General features: G+C 65.1%; 14 protein-coding genes and 1 pseudogene. 1 reads left to right on the forward strand and 14 read right to left on the reverse strand.

Features of this window, described 5'->3' with window-relative positions; translation table 11 throughout:
- The 14 genes and pseudogenes from ACZYZE_RS17690 to ACZYZE_RS17755 form a co-directional block, all read right to left on the reverse strand.
- Nucleotides 1–460: pseudogene (locus ACZYZE_RS17690) on the reverse strand (hypothetical protein); the annotation flags it as partial.
- The gene (gene uidB, locus ACZYZE_RS17695; RefSeq protein WP_463909291.1) at nucleotides 457–1884 is read right to left on the reverse strand and encodes a glucuronide transporter; all 1428 of its coding nucleotides are present in this window, start codon (nucleotides 1882–1884) and stop codon (nucleotides 457–459) included. The gene uidB and the pseudogene ACZYZE_RS17690, both read right to left, overlap by 4 nt.
- Nucleotides 1885–1937: 53 nt before the next feature.
- On the reverse strand, nucleotides 1938–3761 hold the full coding sequence (gene uidA, locus ACZYZE_RS17700) for a beta-glucuronidase (protein WP_463909293.1): 1824 nt from the start codon (nucleotides 3759–3761) through the stop codon (nucleotides 1938–1940).
- A gap of 190 nt (nucleotides 3762–3951) precedes the next feature.
- Nucleotides 3952–5418, reverse strand: a complete 1467-nt coding sequence (locus ACZYZE_RS17705; protein WP_463909295.1) for a mannitol dehydrogenase family protein — start codon at nucleotides 5416–5418, stop codon at nucleotides 3952–3954.
- Entirely contained in the window at nucleotides 5415–6821 is a 1407-nt protein-coding gene (uxaC, locus tag ACZYZE_RS17710) for a glucuronate isomerase (RefSeq protein ID WP_463909296.1), read from the reverse strand. The genes ACZYZE_RS17705 and uxaC overlap by 4 nt, the downstream gene beginning before the upstream one ends.
- 57 nt (nucleotides 6822–6878) lie before the next feature.
- Nucleotides 6879–7940, reverse strand: a complete 1062-nt coding sequence (locus tag ACZYZE_RS17715) for a LacI family DNA-binding transcriptional regulator (RefSeq protein WP_463909298.1) — start codon at nucleotides 7938–7940, stop codon at nucleotides 6879–6881.
- 134 nt (nucleotides 7941–8074) lie between these two features.
- Nucleotides 8075–9241 carry a Gfo/Idh/MocA family protein gene (locus ACZYZE_RS17720; protein ID WP_463909299.1) on the reverse strand — a complete coding sequence of 389 codons (1167 nt, stop codon included), beginning with the start codon at nucleotides 9239–9241 and terminating at the stop codon, nucleotides 8075–8077.
- Nucleotides 9242–9275: 34 nt separating this feature from the next.
- Entirely contained in the window at nucleotides 9276–10136 is an 861-nt protein-coding gene (locus ACZYZE_RS17725; RefSeq protein WP_463909301.1) for a sugar phosphate isomerase/epimerase family protein, read from the reverse strand.
- A 71-nt stretch (nucleotides 10137–10207) separates the two neighbouring features.
- On the reverse strand, nucleotides 10208–11083 hold the full coding sequence (locus tag ACZYZE_RS17730) for an ATP-binding cassette domain-containing protein (RefSeq protein WP_463909303.1): 876 nt from the start codon (nucleotides 11081–11083) through the stop codon (nucleotides 10208–10210).
- The gene (locus ACZYZE_RS17735) at nucleotides 11080–12927 is read right to left on the reverse strand and encodes a dipeptide/oligopeptide/nickel ABC transporter permease/ATP-binding protein (protein ID WP_463909305.1); all 1848 of its coding nucleotides are present in this window, start codon (nucleotides 12925–12927) and stop codon (nucleotides 11080–11082) included. Before ACZYZE_RS17735 ends, ACZYZE_RS17730 begins: the two co-directional genes overlap by 4 nt.
- Complete coding sequence (locus ACZYZE_RS17740) at nucleotides 12924–13865, reverse strand: ABC transporter permease (protein WP_463909306.1); 942 nt, start codon at nucleotides 13863–13865, stop codon at nucleotides 12924–12926. Before ACZYZE_RS17740 ends, ACZYZE_RS17735 begins: the two co-directional genes overlap by 4 nt.
- 112 nt (nucleotides 13866–13977) lie before the next feature.
- Nucleotides 13978–15507, reverse strand: coding sequence for an ABC transporter substrate-binding protein (locus tag ACZYZE_RS17745; protein ID WP_463909308.1), 1530 nt, complete (start codon nucleotides 15505–15507; stop codon nucleotides 13978–13980).
- Between the two features lie 227 nt (nucleotides 15508–15734).
- Entirely contained in the window at nucleotides 15735–16745 is a 1011-nt protein-coding gene (locus tag ACZYZE_RS17750; RefSeq protein ID WP_463909310.1) for a Gfo/Idh/MocA family protein, read from the reverse strand.
- Nucleotides 16742–17590: a sugar phosphate isomerase/epimerase family protein gene (locus ACZYZE_RS17755; RefSeq protein ID WP_463909312.1), complete on the reverse strand. Its 849-nt coding sequence runs from the start codon at nucleotides 17588–17590 to the stop codon at nucleotides 16742–16744. The genes ACZYZE_RS17750 and ACZYZE_RS17755 overlap by 4 nt, the downstream gene beginning before the upstream one ends.
- A gap of 233 nt (nucleotides 17591–17823) precedes the next feature.
- Here ACZYZE_RS17755 and ACZYZE_RS17760 point away from each other — a divergent pair, with 233 nt between their 5' ends.
- Nucleotides 17824–18858: a LacI family DNA-binding transcriptional regulator gene (locus ACZYZE_RS17760; protein WP_463909314.1), complete on the forward strand. Its 1035-nt coding sequence runs from the start codon at nucleotides 17824–17826 to the stop codon at nucleotides 18856–18858.
- The last annotated feature ends 138 nt before the right edge of the window (nucleotides 18859–18996 follow it).

Raw genomic sequence — 18996 nt, forward strand, 5'->3', positions numbered from 1 at the left:
CCGCGGTCTGGATCCGCACCGACTTGTACCCCAGCTCCAGGTGCTCCCGGACCGAATCAAACAGCGAGGGGAGGTCCGCGCCGGAGGCGTGCCCGTAGGCGCGCAGCCCGTTCCGGGACGCCCCGCCCAGGAGCTGGTACACCGGCATGCCCGCCATCTTGCCCTTGATGTCCCACAACGCCATGTCCACCGCGGCGATCGCGGCCATCGTCACCGGGCCCCGGCGCCAGTACGAGGACCGGTACAGGAACTGCCAGGTGTCCTCGATCCGGTGCGGGTCCTTGCCGATCAGCAGCTGCGCCACATGCTCCTTCAGGTACGCGGCAACCGCGAGCTCACGCCCGTTCAGCGTCGCGTCCCCGATCCCGGTCACCCCGTCCTCCGTGGTAATCCGCAGGGTGACGAAGTTACGGNTAATTTTCACAACAGGTCCTTTCGGAGGGACTGAGTCAGGGGTCAGTTGGTGGGCGCCGCGAGCGGCTTGGGGGAAGGGGCCGTTCCGGTGCCGTCGGAGGATTCCCCGACGGCGGCACCGGACGTTTTGGAGCCATCGCCGCTTTCGCGGCGGCCCTGGATCTCGGTGAGAATGCGGGCGTGCACAACGTCAGTGAGTGTGTATCTGGACATCACGAGCACGGCCAGGATGGTCATGATGGCCGGCAGCGCACCGGCGGCAAACTGGATTCCGAAAACGGCATCAGCGGTCTGGGCCGCTCCGGACTTGTAGCCGCCCAGGGCCAGGGCGTAGGCGGCGAGTGCGCCGCCGACGGCCTGTCCCGTCTTGCGGGTGAAGGAGAACAGTGCATAGGTGATGCCCTCGGTGCGGACGCCGGTACGCCATTCGCCGTACTCGACTGTGTCGGCTTCCAGCGCCCAGACCACGATGTTCACGGCGAGGACGCCAAGCAGGCTCAGGAGGAGGCCGGAGAAACCGATCCACACCTGGCTTGCCGGGGCGAAGAAGATAATGGCGCCGCCGGCAACGGTGAGCAGCGACGAGAGGATGTAGACGCGCTTCTTGCCAAGCGAACGCACCAGCCTGGGCATAAACGCGGCCAGCACGAAGGTCAGGATGAGCTGCGTAATGGACAGCACCGGATAGAGGTCCAGTCGGTGCAGGACGTCGCGCAGGTAGTAGAGCTGTACCGAGGTGAGGGCCAAATACCCGGTGAGGAAGAAGAAGGAACTCAGGCACAGCATCAGCAGCGGCTTGTTGCCCTTGAGGGTGTCCATGCTCTGTTTGAACGTGACGTTGGGGACGGCGCGGTGGACCCGTTCCTTGGCCGTGAGGACGGTGAAGAAGTACAGCGCGGCACCGATGACGACGAAGACCAGGGTGATCGTCGTAAACGTTGCTTGCAGATCAGCTCCCGGCTTGATGAGGGGTGCGACGAAAATACCAAGTGCGGAGCCCACGAGCATGGCGCCAACCATGCGGGCGGAGCCCAACTTGGCCCGATCCCCCGGATCCTGCGTCATGGCGCCGGCCAGCGATCCATAGGGAATGTTCACCAGGCTGTAGGCGAGGCCCAGTGCCGCGTAAGTGACGTAGGCGTAGAGCAGGGTGCCGGATTCGCCGAGCTGGGGCACGGAGAACGTCGCCACGCTGAGCAGGAGCAGCGGGATGGAACCGAACATAATGAACGGGCGGAACTTGCCGAAGCGCTTGCTGAAGGCACGGTCCACCACCCGGCCGGCAAAGACGTCGGCGAAGGCGTCGAAGATCCTGACCGTCAGCAGCAGGGTTCCGGCCGCGGCCGCAGAGATGCCGGCCACGTCGGTGTAGTACACCAGCAGGAACATGGTGGCGGTGGTGAAGGCAAGATTATTGGCGGCGTCGCCGGCGCCGTAGCCGATGATGCTGAGCTTGTTCAGCTTTTTCATGAGTGGGCTCCTTTACCCTGTGCCTGCCCGCAGGCAGGCGACTGGTGAAAACGCTAGTGGTTGGTGAAGTTCTTGTCGCTGCCGCACTTGACTCCGGCCAGGGCTGTCCAGCGCTGGCGGAGGGCGAAGGCGGCGGGCTTGGGGCGCCGGTCCCGGGTGAAGACGCCCTTCTTGTTGCCGTCCACACGCATGATGCCATTGGAGGTCTGGAAGTCGGCGAAATTCCAGACCTGCTCGCCCACCATGGCATCGACGCGGTCAAAGACGCGGTGGTACATGGCCAGGAAGGCGGCCTGGTATTCCTCGCTCCAGGGCTGTTCATAGATGGAGTGGAACCCGGGCATGGTGTCCGGCCCGTACTCGGTCATGATCATGGGCTTGCCGTATTTGGCTTCCCATTCGCGCAGTTCCTTCTCAAGGACCTGCTCGGCCGTCTCGAGGTCGCCATTGTTCAGGTACCAGCCGTAATAGCGGTTGAGCATAATGACGTCGAAGAGGTCGCCCAGCAGTTCCTTGTCCGGGGTGTCGAACATAACGTTGACGTAGCCAACCGGGCGGGTCGGGTCGAGCTGACGGGTGAGCTCGGCCAGCGGTTGGAAGTATTCGCGGGCGCCTTCCTCCGACCCGTTGGGTTCGTTGGCGATGGACCAGATCACCACTGACGGGTGGTTCTTGTCCCGCGCCACGAGTTCGGCAATGGCCTGCCGGTGGTTCCCGGCCGTCTTTGCGTCCACTCCGCCCTCGACGTAGGTCTTCTTGGAGATGCCCCCGAAGACGGCGCCAAAGCCCAGATGCAGCCCGACGGCGGCGGTTTCGTCGATCACCACAATGCCGTGGCGGTCGGCGAACTCCATGACCTCTTCGGCGTAGGGGTAGTGCGAGGTCCGGAACGAGTTGGCGCCCACCCAGTCCAGGAGCTGGAAGTCGTTGACCATCTGGGCGTTGCTGTGGCCCTTGCCGATCGCCACGTGGTCCTCGTGCATGCCGAAGCCGGTGAAGTAGAACGGCTCCCCGTTGATGAGGAATTCCTTGCCGCTGACCTCAACGGTCCGCACGCCCACCGCCAGCGTGTACGTATCCACCAGCCTGCCGCCGTCGTGAATTTCCGCCGTCAGGCTGTACAGGTACGCGGCGCCGGGCTTCCAGAGCACGACGCCGTTGATGACCAGGGCGCCCTCGGCGCCGTCTGCGCGGGCAACCTCGACGCCGTCTGCATCCTTGAGCGAGACGGTCACTGTTTCGCTTCCGGTGCCGCCGGCGGTGGCGGTGGTGTAGTTGACGGTGCCGGTGGTGCCTTCGAAGCCTGTCACCACCGTGATGTCATCGACGGTGACGGCGGGCGTGCTGTACAGCCAGACGCTGCGGTGCAGGCCGGCATAGTTGTAGAAATCGTGGAGGTAGCTTTGCTGGCGGCGGCCGTCGCCCGTGACGGTGATGCTGCCCGGCGGGATGGTGGCCTCCGTGAGTTCATTGTTCACTGAGATCGTGAGACGGAATACGTGGCCCGCCGTGACGTGATCCGTGATGTCAGCGCTGAATGGCATGTAGCCGCCGGTGTGCTGGGCGACGAGGACGTCGTCCACCCAGACCATGCCCTCATGGGTGGCGGAGTCGAGGCGGAGGTGGATCCGCTCGCCTGCCCAGCCGCGGGGAACGCGCACGTCGCGCTGGTACCAGACGTAACCCACGTGGTCGCGGATGGCCTTGTCCGGGAAGACATCGTTGTAGCTGGCCGGAACACCCATTTCCAGGCCGGTCTCCAGCGGCGCCTTGAACCATTCCTGCCCGTGGCCGGCGCGGTCGAAGTCAACCTTGAACCGGTAGATTCCGTCCAGATTGACCATTTCACGGGTTTCGCTGGCCTGGGGCTTAAGCATTTCGGGGTCCTAACGCGTCATTGCGGGCTGAGCCGGAGGTGAAGGGTAAGCGGCTGAGCCGCAGGGGGTTTGCTTCTGAATGTAATGCTAGTCACTTGGCAATCATTTGGCAAGCGGTTGCCATATGATTCATGGCTGCCCGGCTTCCGGCAGGAACGGAATCCGGGCAGCGCGTCCTGAATGCGGGAAGCTAAGCGGAGACAGCCGGCTCCGTGAGAGTTCCGCAGAGGTTTTCAATGAGCGCCACCACGGCGGTGTCCTTCCCGAGTCCGGGGCCAAGAAGTCCCAGGAGGGTGGCGATCCGCTGGGTGCCCGCCAGGCTGTTTGCGGCCCGCACCTCTGCGGCGAGGGGGTCGGCGAGTTCCGTTGCCGCGCCGGGAAAGTCCAGCCGGGTGTAGTCCGTCCAGGCGGCGATGATCCGGGCGGCCGCCTCTCCGGTGCGGCCGTTGGCACGTTCGGCCTGCAGCACGGGTACGGCCCGCATGCGCAGCTTGGTGCTGCCGTCCATGGCGATCTGGGCGAGGTGGTGGGCGATCCTGGCGTTCCGGAAGCGGGCCAGGAGTTCGGCTCGGTACTCGGGAATCCGCAGCTCTGCGCGCTTCTCTTCGGCAGTTGCCAGATTGGCGGCGGCTTCGTCCCAGAACTCCTCGACGGCCTGCAGGCACGCCGGGTCCGCCAAGGCCTTGGCCACCGTGGTGTGGCCGCGGAGCTGTCCGGCGTAGGCCAGGAGCGAGTGGGCGCCGTTGAGGAGCCACAGCTTGCGGTTCTCGTACGGTTCGATCTCGTCCACGAACACGGCGCCGGCGTCTTCCCAGCGCGGCCGGCCGGCCGGGAAATCGCCGCTAAGCACCCAGTTGCGGAAGGGCTCGGCGACTACCGGGGAGTTGTCGCGGAAACCGCAGGCGGCCTGGACGGCTGCGAGGTCGGCATCCGTGGTGCGAGGCGTGATGCGGTCCACGGAGGTGCTGACGAAGCTGACGTTGTCGGAGACCCAGGCAGCCAGGTCGGCGTCCCAGGCCGCGGCGAGGCCAAGCACGGCGCTGCGGGCCACGCTTCCGTTGTTCGAGAGGTTGTCGCAGCAGACGACGGCTAGCGGGCCCGCGCCGGCGGCCTTACGGGCAGCGAGGGCAAAGACCAGCCGGCCCAGCGGTGTGGTTGGCATTCCGGCGCCGGCGGCACCGGCTGCCAGCAGCGCCAGGTCGGCGACGACGTCGGGGTCAGTGCGGTCAAGCTGGCCATGGGCGTCCAGGCGGTAGGCGGCTTCGGTGATGGTCAGGGTGATGACCGCCGTCGCCGGGGCGGCGACCAGTTCGGCGAGGCGGGCCACGTTGGCGCCGTCTACCGCCGCAACGATGCTGCCGACAACCTCGAAGGAATCACCGGCATCGCCGCGTTCCACCACGGTGTACAGGCCGTCCTGCTCGGAGAGGGCCAGCGCGGCGTCGGCCCGGCGGCCCGTGAAGGAGGCGATGCCCCATGCGGCGGCGTCGCTAGCCGCGTGGGTGTACCAGGCCTGGTGCGAGCGGTGGAAGGCGCCCAGCCCCAGGTGCACAATCCGGACCGGGGCCTTGGCGGATGGTCGGATTGTCCGGTTCAGTTGGGGCAGCGACGCCGTCGCAGGCTCTGCCTGGCCGCCCGTTTGCCGTTCGATGGTCACAGCTTGAAGACCCTTCTCGGGGAGGAATCGACGACGTCGACAATGATCTCGTGGGCGCGATCTTCGCTGACCCGGTGCTCGGCCACCAGGCGGGCGAGGAAGGCTGCCTCGATCCGGCGGGACGCGTCGTGCCGGGCCGGAATGGAGCAGAAGGCGCGGGTATCGTCGATGAAGCCCGACGATCTGGAGAAGCCGGCGGTTTCAGTCACCGCCGCACGGAAACGGAGCATGGCGTCCGGTGCGTCCAGGAACCACCACGGGGCGCCGAGGTACACGGACGGGTAGAAGCCGGCCAGGGGCGCCAGTTCGCGGGAGAAGACAGTCTCGTCCAGGGTGAAGAGCACAAGGTGGAAGTCCTTGGCCGTACCGAAGTCCTGCAGCACGGGACGGATGGCCTCCGTGTAGTTGACCGCGAAGGGGATGTCATGGCCGGTGTCCGCGCCGTACGCGTTGAACGTGGGCTCGTGATGGTTGCGGTACGAGCCGGGGTGGATGGTCATCACCAGTCCGTCGTCGACCGACATCCGAGCCATCTGGTACATCATGTGGGCTTCGAAGTCTTCGCAGTCCCGGGCCGTGGCCTGGCCGGCGCGGGCGCGGTTAAACAGCCTGGCCGCCTCGGCGTCGTCGAGCTTCAGCGTTGCCGGTGTGCGGACGCCGTGGTCAGCCGAGACTGCGCCGTGTTCCACAAAATAGCTGCGCCGGTTCTCCAACGCGGTGATGTACGCGGTATAGCCGGTGCCGCCGTCGCCCGCTGCCCCGATGAGCCGCTCGACGTTCGCCTGCCACTGCGGGTGGGCGATGTTCAGGTACTGGTCCGGGCGGAACGTGGGCAGGACGCGGCCGTGGAAGGTGGGGTCCTGGGCGATGGCCTTGTGGCTGGCCAGGTCATCCAGCGGATCATTAGTGGTGGCGAGGACCTCGATGTTGAAGTCCTTGAACAGCTGGCGGGGCCGGAAACCGGGCTCCTGAAGTTTGGCGCTGATGGCGTCATACGAGGCGTCTGCTGTCTCGACGCTGGGCTCCTGGCGGAGGCCGAACACGCCTTCGAACTGGTGGCGGAGCCAGTACCCGGACGCCGTTCCTTCGAACAGCGGCCACGAGGTGCAGAACTCGCGCCAGACGCTGCGGGAGTCCGGCGCCGCCTCCTTCGAGGCACCCAGCCGGTCCAGCGGCACCCCGCTGGCGTGGATCAGGCGGGTGACGTAATGGTCCGGACTGACCAGCAGCGCGGCGGGATCCGGAAACGGCGTGTTGTGTTCGATCACTGCGGCGTCAACGTGGCCGTGCGGCGAAATGATGGGCAGATCCTGCACGCGCTCCAGCAGTGCACGGGCAATACTTCGCGCTCCGGGATCCGCAGGGAGGAGCCGGTCGGGGTGGGCGGCAATCGACTGTGACATAGATCAATAATCAGACCCTTGTTGCCGCTTTGTCAACTGGTTGCCAAATATTGCCACTTACGTTGCGGGGAGCAGCCGGCCGCTGGATCCCCGGAGTACCAGTTCGGTGTCCACACGCAGGATGGCGGCAACCTGGTCCGCACCGTGCAGCACGTTCAACACGAGCGTGGCGGCTTCCGTGCCGCAGGCGGCCATCGGTGAGCGCACGGTGGTGAGCGGCGGGGTGGTGAAGTCGGCACCGAAGATGTCATCGAAGCCCACGATGCTGATCTGGTCCGGGACCACCACTGAGGCGGCCTGGAGTTCCTGCATCAGTCCAATGGCCAAGAGGTCGTTGTAGGTGATCACTGCCGTGGCGCCGCTCGCGACGACGTCGCGCGCAGCCTGCCGGCCGCCGTCGACCGTGGGTTTCACGGACTCAAGCCGAACAGCCTCCAACCCGGACCATTCGCAGGCCGCCTGGACGCCCTGCCACCTGCGGCCGGACATCCACGACTGCTGCGGGCCGGCCACGTAGGCGACCTTGTGGTGGCCGTTGGCCGCCAGGCTGCGGACCGCTTCGCCGATGCCCTTGTTGACCTCGGGAACCACGCAGGGGACGCCCTCAACTTCACGGTTGATGACCACCACCGGTTTTTCCCTGGCGAGCTCGCGGATCCGGTCGTCATCCATGCGCGGACTGGCCAGGATCAGGCCGTCCACGGTGGCCATCATCCGCCGGGCGGCCGTGAGTTCCGTTTCCGGCGATTCGGCGGATTCCGCGAGCATCAGGGTGTAGTCACGGGCAGTGGCCGTTGATTCCGCGCCGCGGATGATGCCGAAGAATGTGGGGTTGGTGATGTCCGCGACGATCAGCCCCAGGGTGCTGGTCCGGCCGGTGGGCAGGGCGCGCGCGAACGGGTTGACGTGGTAGTTCAGTTCGGCGGCCGCGTCCTCGATCAGCTTCTGTGTCCTGGCGCTGACCCTGCCGGGCTTGCTGAGCGCCCGTGACACCGTGGACGCGTTCACGCCGGCGAGCTTGGCGATGTCGTAGATGGTGGCGTTGGGCTTTCCGCCCCGGCCGGTCTTATTGGCAGCAGCGGTTGTTGCGGCAACTTCGGGCTTCGCGGGTTCGGTCACTGCCCCATCGTACATAGGTACCGCGGGAAAGAGGGGCAGGCCAGCCGGTTGCCATCAGGCCTCCCGCCGCCCTACCCCGCTGTCCTGCCGTCCGCTGTCCTGCCTCCCCCGGCGCTCCTCCCCGCAGCGGACTGCTACGCGCGTTGCGGGAACTTGCCTTCCCCGGCGATCCGCTTGTTGAGCTCGGTGAGGAACTGGTCCTCATCGAAGTCGAGCCCCACTTCCTTTCCGGTCCAGCTGGAGAGGTGGATGGCGTTGGCCAGGCGGACGCCGTTGATGCCGTCCGAGCCCGGCGCGAGCAGCGGGGTGCCGTCCAGGATGTTCGCGGCAAAGTTCGCCAGGACGCCGGAGTGCTGGGCGCCCCAGGCGGACTCGAACTCGATGACCTCGGTGGTGTAGTACTGCCCCGGATTCAGCTCGCCCATAAAGAGCTTCCGGACGTCGTCCATGCCCATGCCGTCACTGAGCTCGCGCTCCGGCTTGAGCAGCCGGGTGATACTGGCGGTCTTGGAGTTTTCGACCACGATCTTGCCCTGGTCACCCAGGATCTCGAAGCGGTCAGTCCCCACGAGGTCGTGCGTCGCAGTCACGAACACACCGGTGACGCCGTCGCCGTAGTCAACCACCGCGGTGACCTCATCCTCAACGGCGATGTCGCGGCGGAAGCCGTACGCCACCTTGGCGTAGACGGACTTGGGCGCACCGCAGATCCATTGCCACAGGTCCAGCTGGTGCGGTGCCTGATTGACCAGGACGCCGCCGCCCTCGCCGCCCCACGTTGCCCGCCATTCGCTGGAGTTGTAGTAGCCCTGCGGCCGCCACCAGTTGGTGATGATCCAGTTGCTGCGGCGGATCTTGCCGATCTCGCCGTTGTCCACGATCTCCTTGAGGCGCTGGTACAGCGGGTTGTTGCGCTGGTTGAACATGATGGCGAAGGAAAGTTCGGGCTTGCTGGCGGCGAACTCGTTGAGTTCCTTGACCTGCTTGGTATACACACCGGCCGGCTTTTCCACCAGGGCATGGATGTTCCGCTTCAGCGTCTCGATGCCCATTGCGGGGTGAAGGAAGTGCGGCACGCACGTGACAACGGCATCCACGTCTCCGCTGTCCAGCATGGTGATGTAGTCGTCGAAGAACGGCACGTCCGGGTACCCGGCTGCGGCCACTTCGTTCTTGGCCGGATCGACGTCACAAATGGCGCCGATTTCCATGTTGGGGACCAGGCCGTCCGTGATGAACTTGGCGTAGGCGCCGCCCTGCTGCCCCAGGCCGATGATGCCCAGGCGTACTTTCGTGCTCATGTGATGATGCTTCCTGTCGGGTTAAAAGGGCTGCTTAGAAAAGGTCCGCGTGGCCCATGGCCACCAGATTGTCGTATGACGTCTGGAGCGCGTCCCACACAGTGCGGCCATAGAGCTCGTCCTGCTCCACCAGCAGGTACTGCGCACCGGCCGCCCGGGCGGCGTCAATGATCGAGGGGAAATCGAGGTTGCCCTCCCCCACCTCGGCGAACTGCACCACGTTCCGGAATTCCTGCATAAAGCCCGGGACGTCTCCCGTCTCCAGCATCCCGAACGCAGCCTCCGGCAGCGCCCCGATCCGGTAGTCCTTGAGGTGGACCATGGCCGTGCGCCCTGCGTATTTCTCGAGGGTCCGGACCGGATCCAGCCCGCCGCGCTGCACCCAGTGGACGTCGATTTCCATCCCCATGGCCGGGGAGTTCTCCGCGATGATGTCCAGCATGTATTTACCGTCGAACTTCGCAAATTCGATGTGGTGGTTGTGGTAATACAGGCCGATTCCGTGCTCCTGCAGCCGCTCCGCGTAACCGTTGGCTTCCCTCGCGAAATCGATGACAGCTCCGATGGACGTCATCGCGGGGAACGGCAGCATGCCGATGCGCAGGAGTTTGGAGTCCAGCCGCTTGGCGTCATCCACAATCTTGTCGAAGTCGTCCCCGAGGGAGTCCCCCGGCCGGCCCTTCGGCGTTTCCATCGCCACGGACAGCGCGGCGATGTCCATGCCGAGCTCGCTGCGGGATCTTTCCAGTTCAGTCACGTTGTCCGCAGTCATGGGTACCTGGGAAATCTCGACGGCGTTGTACCCGATCGCGCTCACCTTGCGGAGCGTTTCGAACGCCCCCAGGTCCGCGAAACTGTCCTTCAGCATCATCGCCTGTACGCCTATTGTGGCCACTGTTACCTCCGTTGTTGAGTGTTCATGGGTGCAGCGGCGGTCCGCCGCCGGGGTGTCTCCTGGGAGGAACCTCAGGCGAGGGCTCCGGCCTGTTCGTTCTGCATCCGCTGGATCTCCACCAGCCGATGCCGGTCCGCGCGCCGCTGCTCCTGGCGGTCCGGGTCAGGCACGGGGGACGCCAGCAGCAGCCGCTGGGTGTACGGGTGGTCGGGGTCCCGCGTGACGACGCCGGCGGGCCCCTGTTCGACGATCTCGCCGTGGTACATCACGGCCACCCGGTGGCTGATATGGCGGACCACGTCGAGGTCGTGGGAGACGAAAAGGTAGGAGACGCCTGTGTCCCGTTGGATCTGCAGGAACAGGTCCAGCACGCGGGCCTGGGTGGACAGGTCCAGAGCACTGACCGGCTCATCGCACACAATCAGCTTCGGGGACAGCGCCAGCGCGCGGGCAATGGCCACGCGCTGGCGCTGGCCGCCGCTGAATTCACGCGGAAGCCGGTGGATGGCATCCGACGGCAGGCCCACCTGGTCCAGCAGTTCCCGGACCCGGCGCTTGGCTTCGGCCGGCGTCTTGCCCTGGATGCCGAGGGGCTCGGCGAGGATGTCGCCGATTTCCAGCGCCGGGTTCAGCGAGGTGTACGGATCCTGGAACACCACCTGCAGATCCCGGCTCAAGATCTGCCGCTGCTTGCGCGTGGCATGGCTGATGTCCTTGCCGTCGAAGAAGATTTTGCCGCCCGTCACCGGGGCCAGGCCCAGGACGGCCCGGCCCAGGGTGGTCTTCCCGGACCCGGACTCCCCCACCAGTCCGAGGGTCTCGCCCTGGCCGATGGAGATATTGATGTCCGTCAGGGCCCGGAACGGCTTGGCCCGGAACCTCTTGCTGGGGTATTCGACAACCAGGTTCTCCACCGTCAGGAGAGGTGTGGTTTCCGTGGTGCTCATGTGACTGGCTCCTTCTGGCTGCCGGAAACAAGCATGGTCATGGGCGTTTTGCCTTCAAGCATGGACGCCAGGAGGGTCTGGGTGTACTGCTCTTTCGGATTGCGGAGGATCGTGCGGACGGACCCCTCCTCCACGAGCCGTCCGTTCTGCATGACCACCACTCGGTCGCAGAGGTCCGCCACCACACCGAAGTTGTGGGTCACCAGGATGACACCCACGCCGAGGCTCCGCTGGAGGTCGCGGATGAGGTCCAGGACATCGGCCTGGACTGTGACGTCCAGGGCGGTGGTGGGTTCATCGGCAATGATGAGGTCCGGTTCGCAGCTGATGGCGCCTGCGATGAGGACGCGCTGGGCCATGCCGCCGGAAACCTCATGGGGGTAGGCCTTGAAAGTCCGGTCCGGGAAGGTGATTCCAACGTCGGACAGCAGTTTCATGGCGCGTTTGGTGGCCTCTGCCTTGGAGATGCCGAGCACACGCACCATGGGCGTGACCAGCTGGTAGCCAATGGTGAAGGCGGGATCCAGGTTGCTCATGGGTTCCTGCGGGATGTACGAGATCCGCTTGCCGCGCAACTTGGAGAGCCGGTCCTGGTTGACCTTTTCATCGCCCGGAGCCACGGTGTAGCTGCCGTCGAACTGGATGGAACCGGCCACAATTCGCGCGTTGTCCGGAAGCAGACCCAGGATGGAAAACGCGGTCTGGGACTTGCCCGAACCGGATTCACCCACGATGCCCAGGATCTCGCCACGGTCCACGTGGAAAGAGACGTCGTCCACCACCCTCTTGACGGAGCCGTCTGCCTGCGGGTAGCCGACGCCGAGGTTGGTCACCTTCACGAGGTGGTGCTCGGTGCCGGCGTCGACGGCGGCAACAGACTTGCTTGACGGGCGGGCGGGGGCGGGCGCCGCCGTCGTGCGTTTGACCGCAGGCTTCCTGCGGTGCTTGATCTTCTCGCCGTCCTCCAGGGCATCGCGGATGGCATTGCCGAGAAGGACCAGGGCGCCGATGGTCAGCGCCATGGCAAACGCGGGCCAGAAGAGCAGCGTCGGCGTGAGGTAGACGTTTTTGAATCCTTCGCTGAGCATCACACCCCAGCTTGCCTTGGCCGGATCCCCCAGTCCCAGGAATTCGAGCCCGGACTGGATAGCGATGGCAACACCGGCAATCGCCGCGGTCTGGATGATGATGGGGGCCCGCACCACGGAAAAGATGTGGCGGCTGATGATCCTCAGGTCTGAGAGCCCGGACACACGGGCTGCATCCACGTAGAGCTCGTTGCGGACTGACTGCACCGCCGAGCGCGTCAGGCGGAAGTAGGACGGGCTGATCAGGACGCCGAACGCGATCATGGCAATCCACACCGAGGGGCCGAAGGCCGCACGGATGGTCAGCAGCACGATCAGGCCAGGGAGGCTCATGAGGATGCTGACAATCCAGTTGGAGACCGCTTCGAACTTGCCGGCGTAGTAGCCCGCGATCAGTCCGGCTGGGAGGCCGATACCGATGGCGACGGCGGCGCAGAGCAGCGCGGAGAGGAGCGTCAATTGCGCCCCGAACAGCAGCCGGCTCCACACGTCGCGCCCGGAGCTGTCCGTGCCCAGGAGGTTGACCGCGTCCGGCGCTGCGAGCGTCTTGGAGATGTTGGCGAAGTTCTCGTCGAACGGGGCCAGGACATCGGCGAACAGGGCCAGCAATGCCATTCCCAGCAGGATGGCGATGGCGATGATGCCGAGAGGATTCTTGAGGAGCCGCTTGAGAACTGTTGAACGGACTACGGTGCCGGTCTGGCCGGTCGTACCGGGCAGTGGCGTTAGGGCTGAGGTTTCGACGGACTCGGTCACGAGGCACGCACCTTCGGGTTGAGCCAGCCGTTGAGGAGGTCAACGATGAGGTTGACCAAAATAACAACGGCGACGGTGTACATAACGACGCCCATCACCACTGGCTGATCGCTCTGGCCGGTGGCAGCAACGGCGAGCGGGCCCATGCCTGGAAGGGCAAAGATCTGCTCGATGATGACCACCCCGCCCAGCATGCCGATCAGTTGCAGGCTGAGCACAGTGAGCCCTGCCGGAGCAGCGCTGCGCAGGACATGCCGGAACAGGACCTCGCGCTCCCCTATCCCGCGGCTGCGCAGGGTGCGGACGTAGTCGCGTTCGAGCTGCTTGATGACGGCGCTGCGGATCTGCTGCGCGCCGCCGGTGACTCCGTTGATCAGCAGGGCGATCACCGGAAGCGTCAGGGACAGCACCCAGGCGGACGCAGGTTCGCCCGGGGAAATGGTGCTGGTGGCGGGGAAGAGGCCCAGCTGGATGGCCAGCACGGTCACCAGGATGATGCCGAGGACGAACCCGGGGATGGAGTCGCCGATGATGGCGCCGATCTGGACCACCCGGTCCACCCAGCCCCGCTTTACGGCCGCGGCAACGCCGATGAGGGTCGCGATGATGGCGATGAGGATCATGGCCGCGAACACCATGGTCATGGTGACGGGGATGCGGGTAGCGAGAGAGTCGGCCACTGGTTCAGAAGTGAACCAGGATGTGCCCAGGTCCCCGCTCAGGGCGCCTGTGAGCCAGCCGAAGTAGCGCGCTGCGATGGGCTGATCGAGCCCCAGCTCCGCTTCCTTCACGCCCAGCTGCTCCGGTGTTGCCTGGTCTCCCAGGATGTTCCGGGCGATGCTGCCGCTCGATATGTAGAGAAGGGAAAAAACGAGGATCGAGACGGCGAACAGGACTACGAGTCCGCTGCCGAGGCGTTTGAGGATGAATGTCATCATTGCTGGCTCCATTGAACTGGCATGGTGTTGGCTGCCGGGTCCGGCAGCCCGCCGCGTATCGTGGCCGGGCTGCCGGACCTGCGCCGGATATGAGTGGCTACCTGGTCCGGTATTACTTGGCGGGCGAGTAGTTGTAGATCGAGGGAACGGCCATCTGGATCTGCGGCGTGACGTCGATTTTGGAGTTGTAGTAGTACATCTGGTTCACGCGGAACAGCGGTGCGAACCATGCCTGGTCCACCACGTACTTGTTGACTTCCTGGGCCACTTTGCCGGCATCCTTGCCGCCGTTCTGGACGGCATCGATCTTGGCCTGGAGTTCGGGCGCGGTGTTCTTGAAGGGGTTGTACAGCGCCTTCGTGGAGATGATCTGGTTGATGGCCACCCACGGCTCACCCTGGAAGAGTGAGAAGTACATGCTGGTGAACTTTTGGGCTGCGACATCGGTGGTGTAGGTGTTCGTGATTGCGGAGCCCACTTCGAGGGTGACCCCGACGTCAGCCAACTGCTGCTTGATCACTGCCAGCTGCGTTTCAAACCCGGGTACACTCGGGACCTGGATTACCAGTCCGGTCTCATAGCCTGCTTCTTTCAACAGTGCTTTGGCCTTGGCCGGATCATACGGGTACTTGTTCTCGAGCTCCTCAACCCAGGCGCCGCTGGCCTTGCCGAAGGGCTGGGAGGTGGGGGTTCCCTGACCCAGCATGACCTGGTCCAGGATGGTCTTGCGGTCAAACGCGTAGTTGATGGCCTGGCGGACGCGGACGTCCTTGAGCCCGGGGTTCTTGGCGCCGTCGCGGTCGAACAGGGTCAGGCCCTGCCAGTCCACCTCGGTCGCGGCCAGCTTCATCTTGGCACCCTCGGCCTGTTTGCCGGTCTTGGGATCCAGCAGCGTGGCGTCGACCTGTCCTGAAACGAGGGCATTCGTCCGGGCGGTCAGGTCCACAAGGATCTTGAAGGTGATCTTCTGGAACTTCTGAATGTCCTTGCTCCAGTAGTCCTTGCGGGCTGTGAATACCGACTGCGAGTCTTTGACGGTGGCGGCTTTGTCCATGACATACGGGCCGCTGCCCACGGGCTCGGTCTTGATGCCTTCAGTGCCCAGCGCCTTGGGGCTGCCCATAAGGCCTGCGGCCTGGCTGAGGTAGAACTCCAGCGAGGGATCAGGCGCCGTCAGGCCGAGCTCGATTGTGTCAGCATCCATCACTTTGACCTCTGAGACGGCGGTGAGCTGGGCCATCTGCGGGCCGTTGGCCTTCCTGAAGTGATCCAGGTTCGCTTTGGCCGCGTCGGCGTCGAACTTGGCGCCATCGCTGAAGGTCACGTCCGTGCGGAGATCAATCGTGAGCGCCGTGTTCGTCGCGTTGTACTTCCACGCGGTGGCCAGCATGGGGCTGAGCTTGCCGTCCGGTTCCCGCAGGAGCAGGGAGTCGTAGGCCGCCTGGTAGGGCTGCAGGAAGTGGCCCACGTGAGCCTGGGCCGGGTCCCAGGAGCGAATTTCCTGAACGGCGCCCAGCGTCAGCGTGGTTGTTTTGGGGGCGCCAGGGCTGTTGGCGCCTGCAGCGCCGCCGCCGCAGGCGGTCAGCGCCAAAGATGCGCTGAGGATGAGGGCAGCTGCCGCTGCCTGGGGACCTAACTTCATTGTTGGCTCCTATGAGTCTGGGAAAACGGTGGGACTTCCTCGCTGAGCGGGTGTGGCGTGCGCCACATCCGCTCCGTGAGATTCACAGTACGCATTGTTGCCCAAATTGGCAACCGATTGTCATAACTTTTCAAATACGTCTCGCGTTGTGCCATGAGCCACCGTGATTCAGGGACATTTGATGGGAATTGCAGAGACAACCGCTTGCTCCTACTGCGGAGCGGGCCTCAGCAGACGGCGTCGAGGGACTCCGGATAGCTTTGGCGGTAGATTTCCTTGACGATCTTCAGCGACTTCTCAGCCTCGGAAGGGTTGATCCAGAACGCGGCGCCATCCCCCAGCCGGGCGTAAAAGTCGGCGATGAGCAGCTCGTGGGAGACCCCCCAGTAAGCACGGCCGCCGGATTCGCCCGCCCGTTCGGGTACGACGTCGACATGCCCGTCCGCGTAGCTGATGGTGAGGTCGCCTCGCAGGCTCAAAACCGCATGCTCGGTGACGATGTCCAGGGTCACCGGGGCATTTACCGCGTTGGCGAGCGTTGCGTAGAAGGCGCTGCGGGCCCCGTTGGCATGCACGGCCACAAATTCCGCCGTGTCTTCCACCTCGATGGAGGCGCCCAGGAATCGTGTGGAAGCGTTGCCGCTGACTATTGCCACCTCCCCCACCAGCCACTGAAGGAGGTCCACGGTGTGGATGGCCTGGTTCATCATCAGGCCGCCCCCGCCGCCTGCCCAGCTGCCGCGCCAGGGCCGGTTCCGGTAGTAGTAGGCGTCACGCTGCCACATCACGGTGGCGGAAGCGCCGAGAACCGCTCCGATTTCGCCCGAAGACAGCAGAGTGTGCATTGCCTGCGCCGTCGCGTTGTACCGGTTCTGGAAGCACACCGCGATCTTGGCCGTGCTGTTTGCTGCGGCCTCAACGAGCCGTCGCCCCTCGTCCAGGGTGTTCGCCAACGGTTTCTCGACGATGACGTTGATGCCGCGCTCCAGGCAGTCGGTCGCCAGCGAGGCGTGCCGGTCGTGCGGGGTGGCGATGTGGACCACTTCCGGGCGCACTTGCGCAAGCATGGTGGAGTGATCCGAGAAGCCGGGAACGCCGTAGGCTGCCACGGCCGCAGCCAGCCGGCCCGGATCCGAATCGCACACGGCGACCAGTTCCACGCCGTCGAGCCTGGCAACAGCCCCGAAGTGGACTGACGAGACATCGCCGCAACCGATAACTGCCGTCCTGACAGTCACGAGAGCGTGACGCCGTTCTTGGCGGCGAGTCCGGCGAAGGCACGGGCCGCCGCGCCGAAGGCCGCCGGGCCGGAAAAGCCGCCCAGCTCGTGGGCGCTGGCCAGGTGCGGCTCCAGGGAGGCGAATCCCGAAAAGCCGTCCGCTCTCAGCGCGGCGATGGTGGCGTCCAGCTCGCCGTCACCCTCCCCGGCCGGCACCACTTCACCGGACTCGAGGATGGCGTCCTTAACTTGAAAGTACTCGAGGTAGGGGCGCAGCAGGGCATAGCCGTCGGTGTACGGCCTGACGCCCACCTGGACGAAGTTTGCGTTGTCCCATGCGATCCTCAGGGCCGGGGAGTCCACTGATTCCATAAGGTCCAGCACCCGCTCCGGCGTATCGCCGTAGATGCCCTTCTCGTTCTCATGCAGGAGTACGACGCCGGCTTCCGCGGCTTCCGCGGCCAGTGCCGTCATGCGGATCAGGACGTCGTCGCGGATACCCTCCGGGCTTTGCCCGGCTCCGCGGTAGAACGAAAAGATGCGAATGTACGTGGTGTCCAGCGCCTTGGCGACCGCAATGATCCGCCGGAGGCGTTCCACCTCGTGCTCCACGGGCAGGCTCACGTCCACTTTCCCGATGGGGCTTGCAACGGCCGAAACCTTGAGGCCCTTGGAGTCCAGGATGCCCTTGAGCGTAGCCACCTGGCCGGGCTGCAGCTCAGAAACGTTGGTTCCCCAGGCGCTGCGGACCTCGATATGGCTGGCCCCCAGGGCCAGGAGCACGGCCGCTTGCACCGCCGGGTCCGGGTCCACTTCATCGCCGAATCCGGAGAGCGGCCAGACGGCGTTCAATGTTTGGGTCACGGGAAACTCCTTGGGTTTGTCATCATTGGCGGGCAGCTGCCGGGTCCGCCTCCGGCGCGCGGTGACTCAGTTCGCAGTCAGCTGATGTTGCGTCAGTCTAGTTCTGCAGGCGGTGAAGTGACAACCGGTTGCCATTTGTTGGTATCGTATGGCAGCCTTTACACAATGGCATCGTGGCGCGGGTCACATAGGCGACTTCCGCTGCCAGGTCACTACGTTCGGAGAGGAGCGACATGGCCGCAGCGGCAGGAATCACCCGCCCCGCCACCATCCACGACATCGCTGCAAGGTGCGGAGTGGCCGCGTCAACTGTTTCCCGGGCGCTTTCCACCCCGGATCGGGTGAACTTCCGGACCCGTGAGCGCATCGAAGCCGCAGCAGCAGAGCTCAACTACATCCCCAACAGCCAGGCCAGGGCCCTGAGCTCGGGACGGACCGGTGCTGTGGGAGTGCTGGTTCCGGACATCACCAACCCCTTCTACTTTGACCTCATCCGGGGAAGCCAGCTCCAGCTCAAGGCTGCCGGCTACACCCAGTTGCTGGTAGATACGGAGGAGTCGGACGAAGTGGAAGCCAGCGCAATGGAGCAGCTGCGGAAAGGGGCCGACGGAGTCATTGTTGCCGCCTCCAGGCTGAGTGACGATGTCCTGCAGGCCGCCGCGGCGAAGATGCCCATGGTCACTGTCAACCGTGACGTTCCGGGCGTGCCGGCGGTCATCATCGACACGCCTACGGCCACCAGTCAGGCACTGGATCACTTGATCTCCCTCGGCCACACCCGTGTCGCCTACATGGGGGGTCCAGTCACTTCCCAGTCGAGCACACGGCGCTGGGCTGCCCTGGTTGAGGCCGCGGAGGAACGCGGGGTCGAGGTCCTCAAGCTGGGGCCGTTCGCGCCCAACACGCAGTCCGGGGCGGCCGCCGCGGACGCCGCCGTCCACAGCGGCGTGACTGCCTGCATCGCCTTCAACGACCTGATCGCCATCGGGATGCTTCAGCGCCTCCGCGAACGCGGCATCCGGGTCCCGGAAGACATGAGCATCGTGGGCTGCGACGACATCTTCGGGGCCGACTTCTGCAACCCACCGCTCACCACCATGACGTCCCCGATCGAGCAGGTCGGACGCGTGGCCGTGTCGATGCTGCTCGCCCAGCTCAACCCCCTCTCGGGGGGTGCCAATCGCAGCCGGTCCGTAATGCCCACGCACATGACTGTCCGCGGCTCGACGGGTCCCGTGACGGACACGCCGTCTGGCACTTACCCGTAGTCCCGTACGAATCGTGTTCCGCAGCTCAGTGCGGGACGATTGCGCACCCCCGGTCCGGCACGGCCACGAAGGCGTCGGATCGTCCCGGTGGACGTCCGGTGCTGCGCTGATCACGTCGCCGGCTGGGCAGTGCTGTCG

This window comes from Pseudarthrobacter woesei, assembly GCF_055412745.1.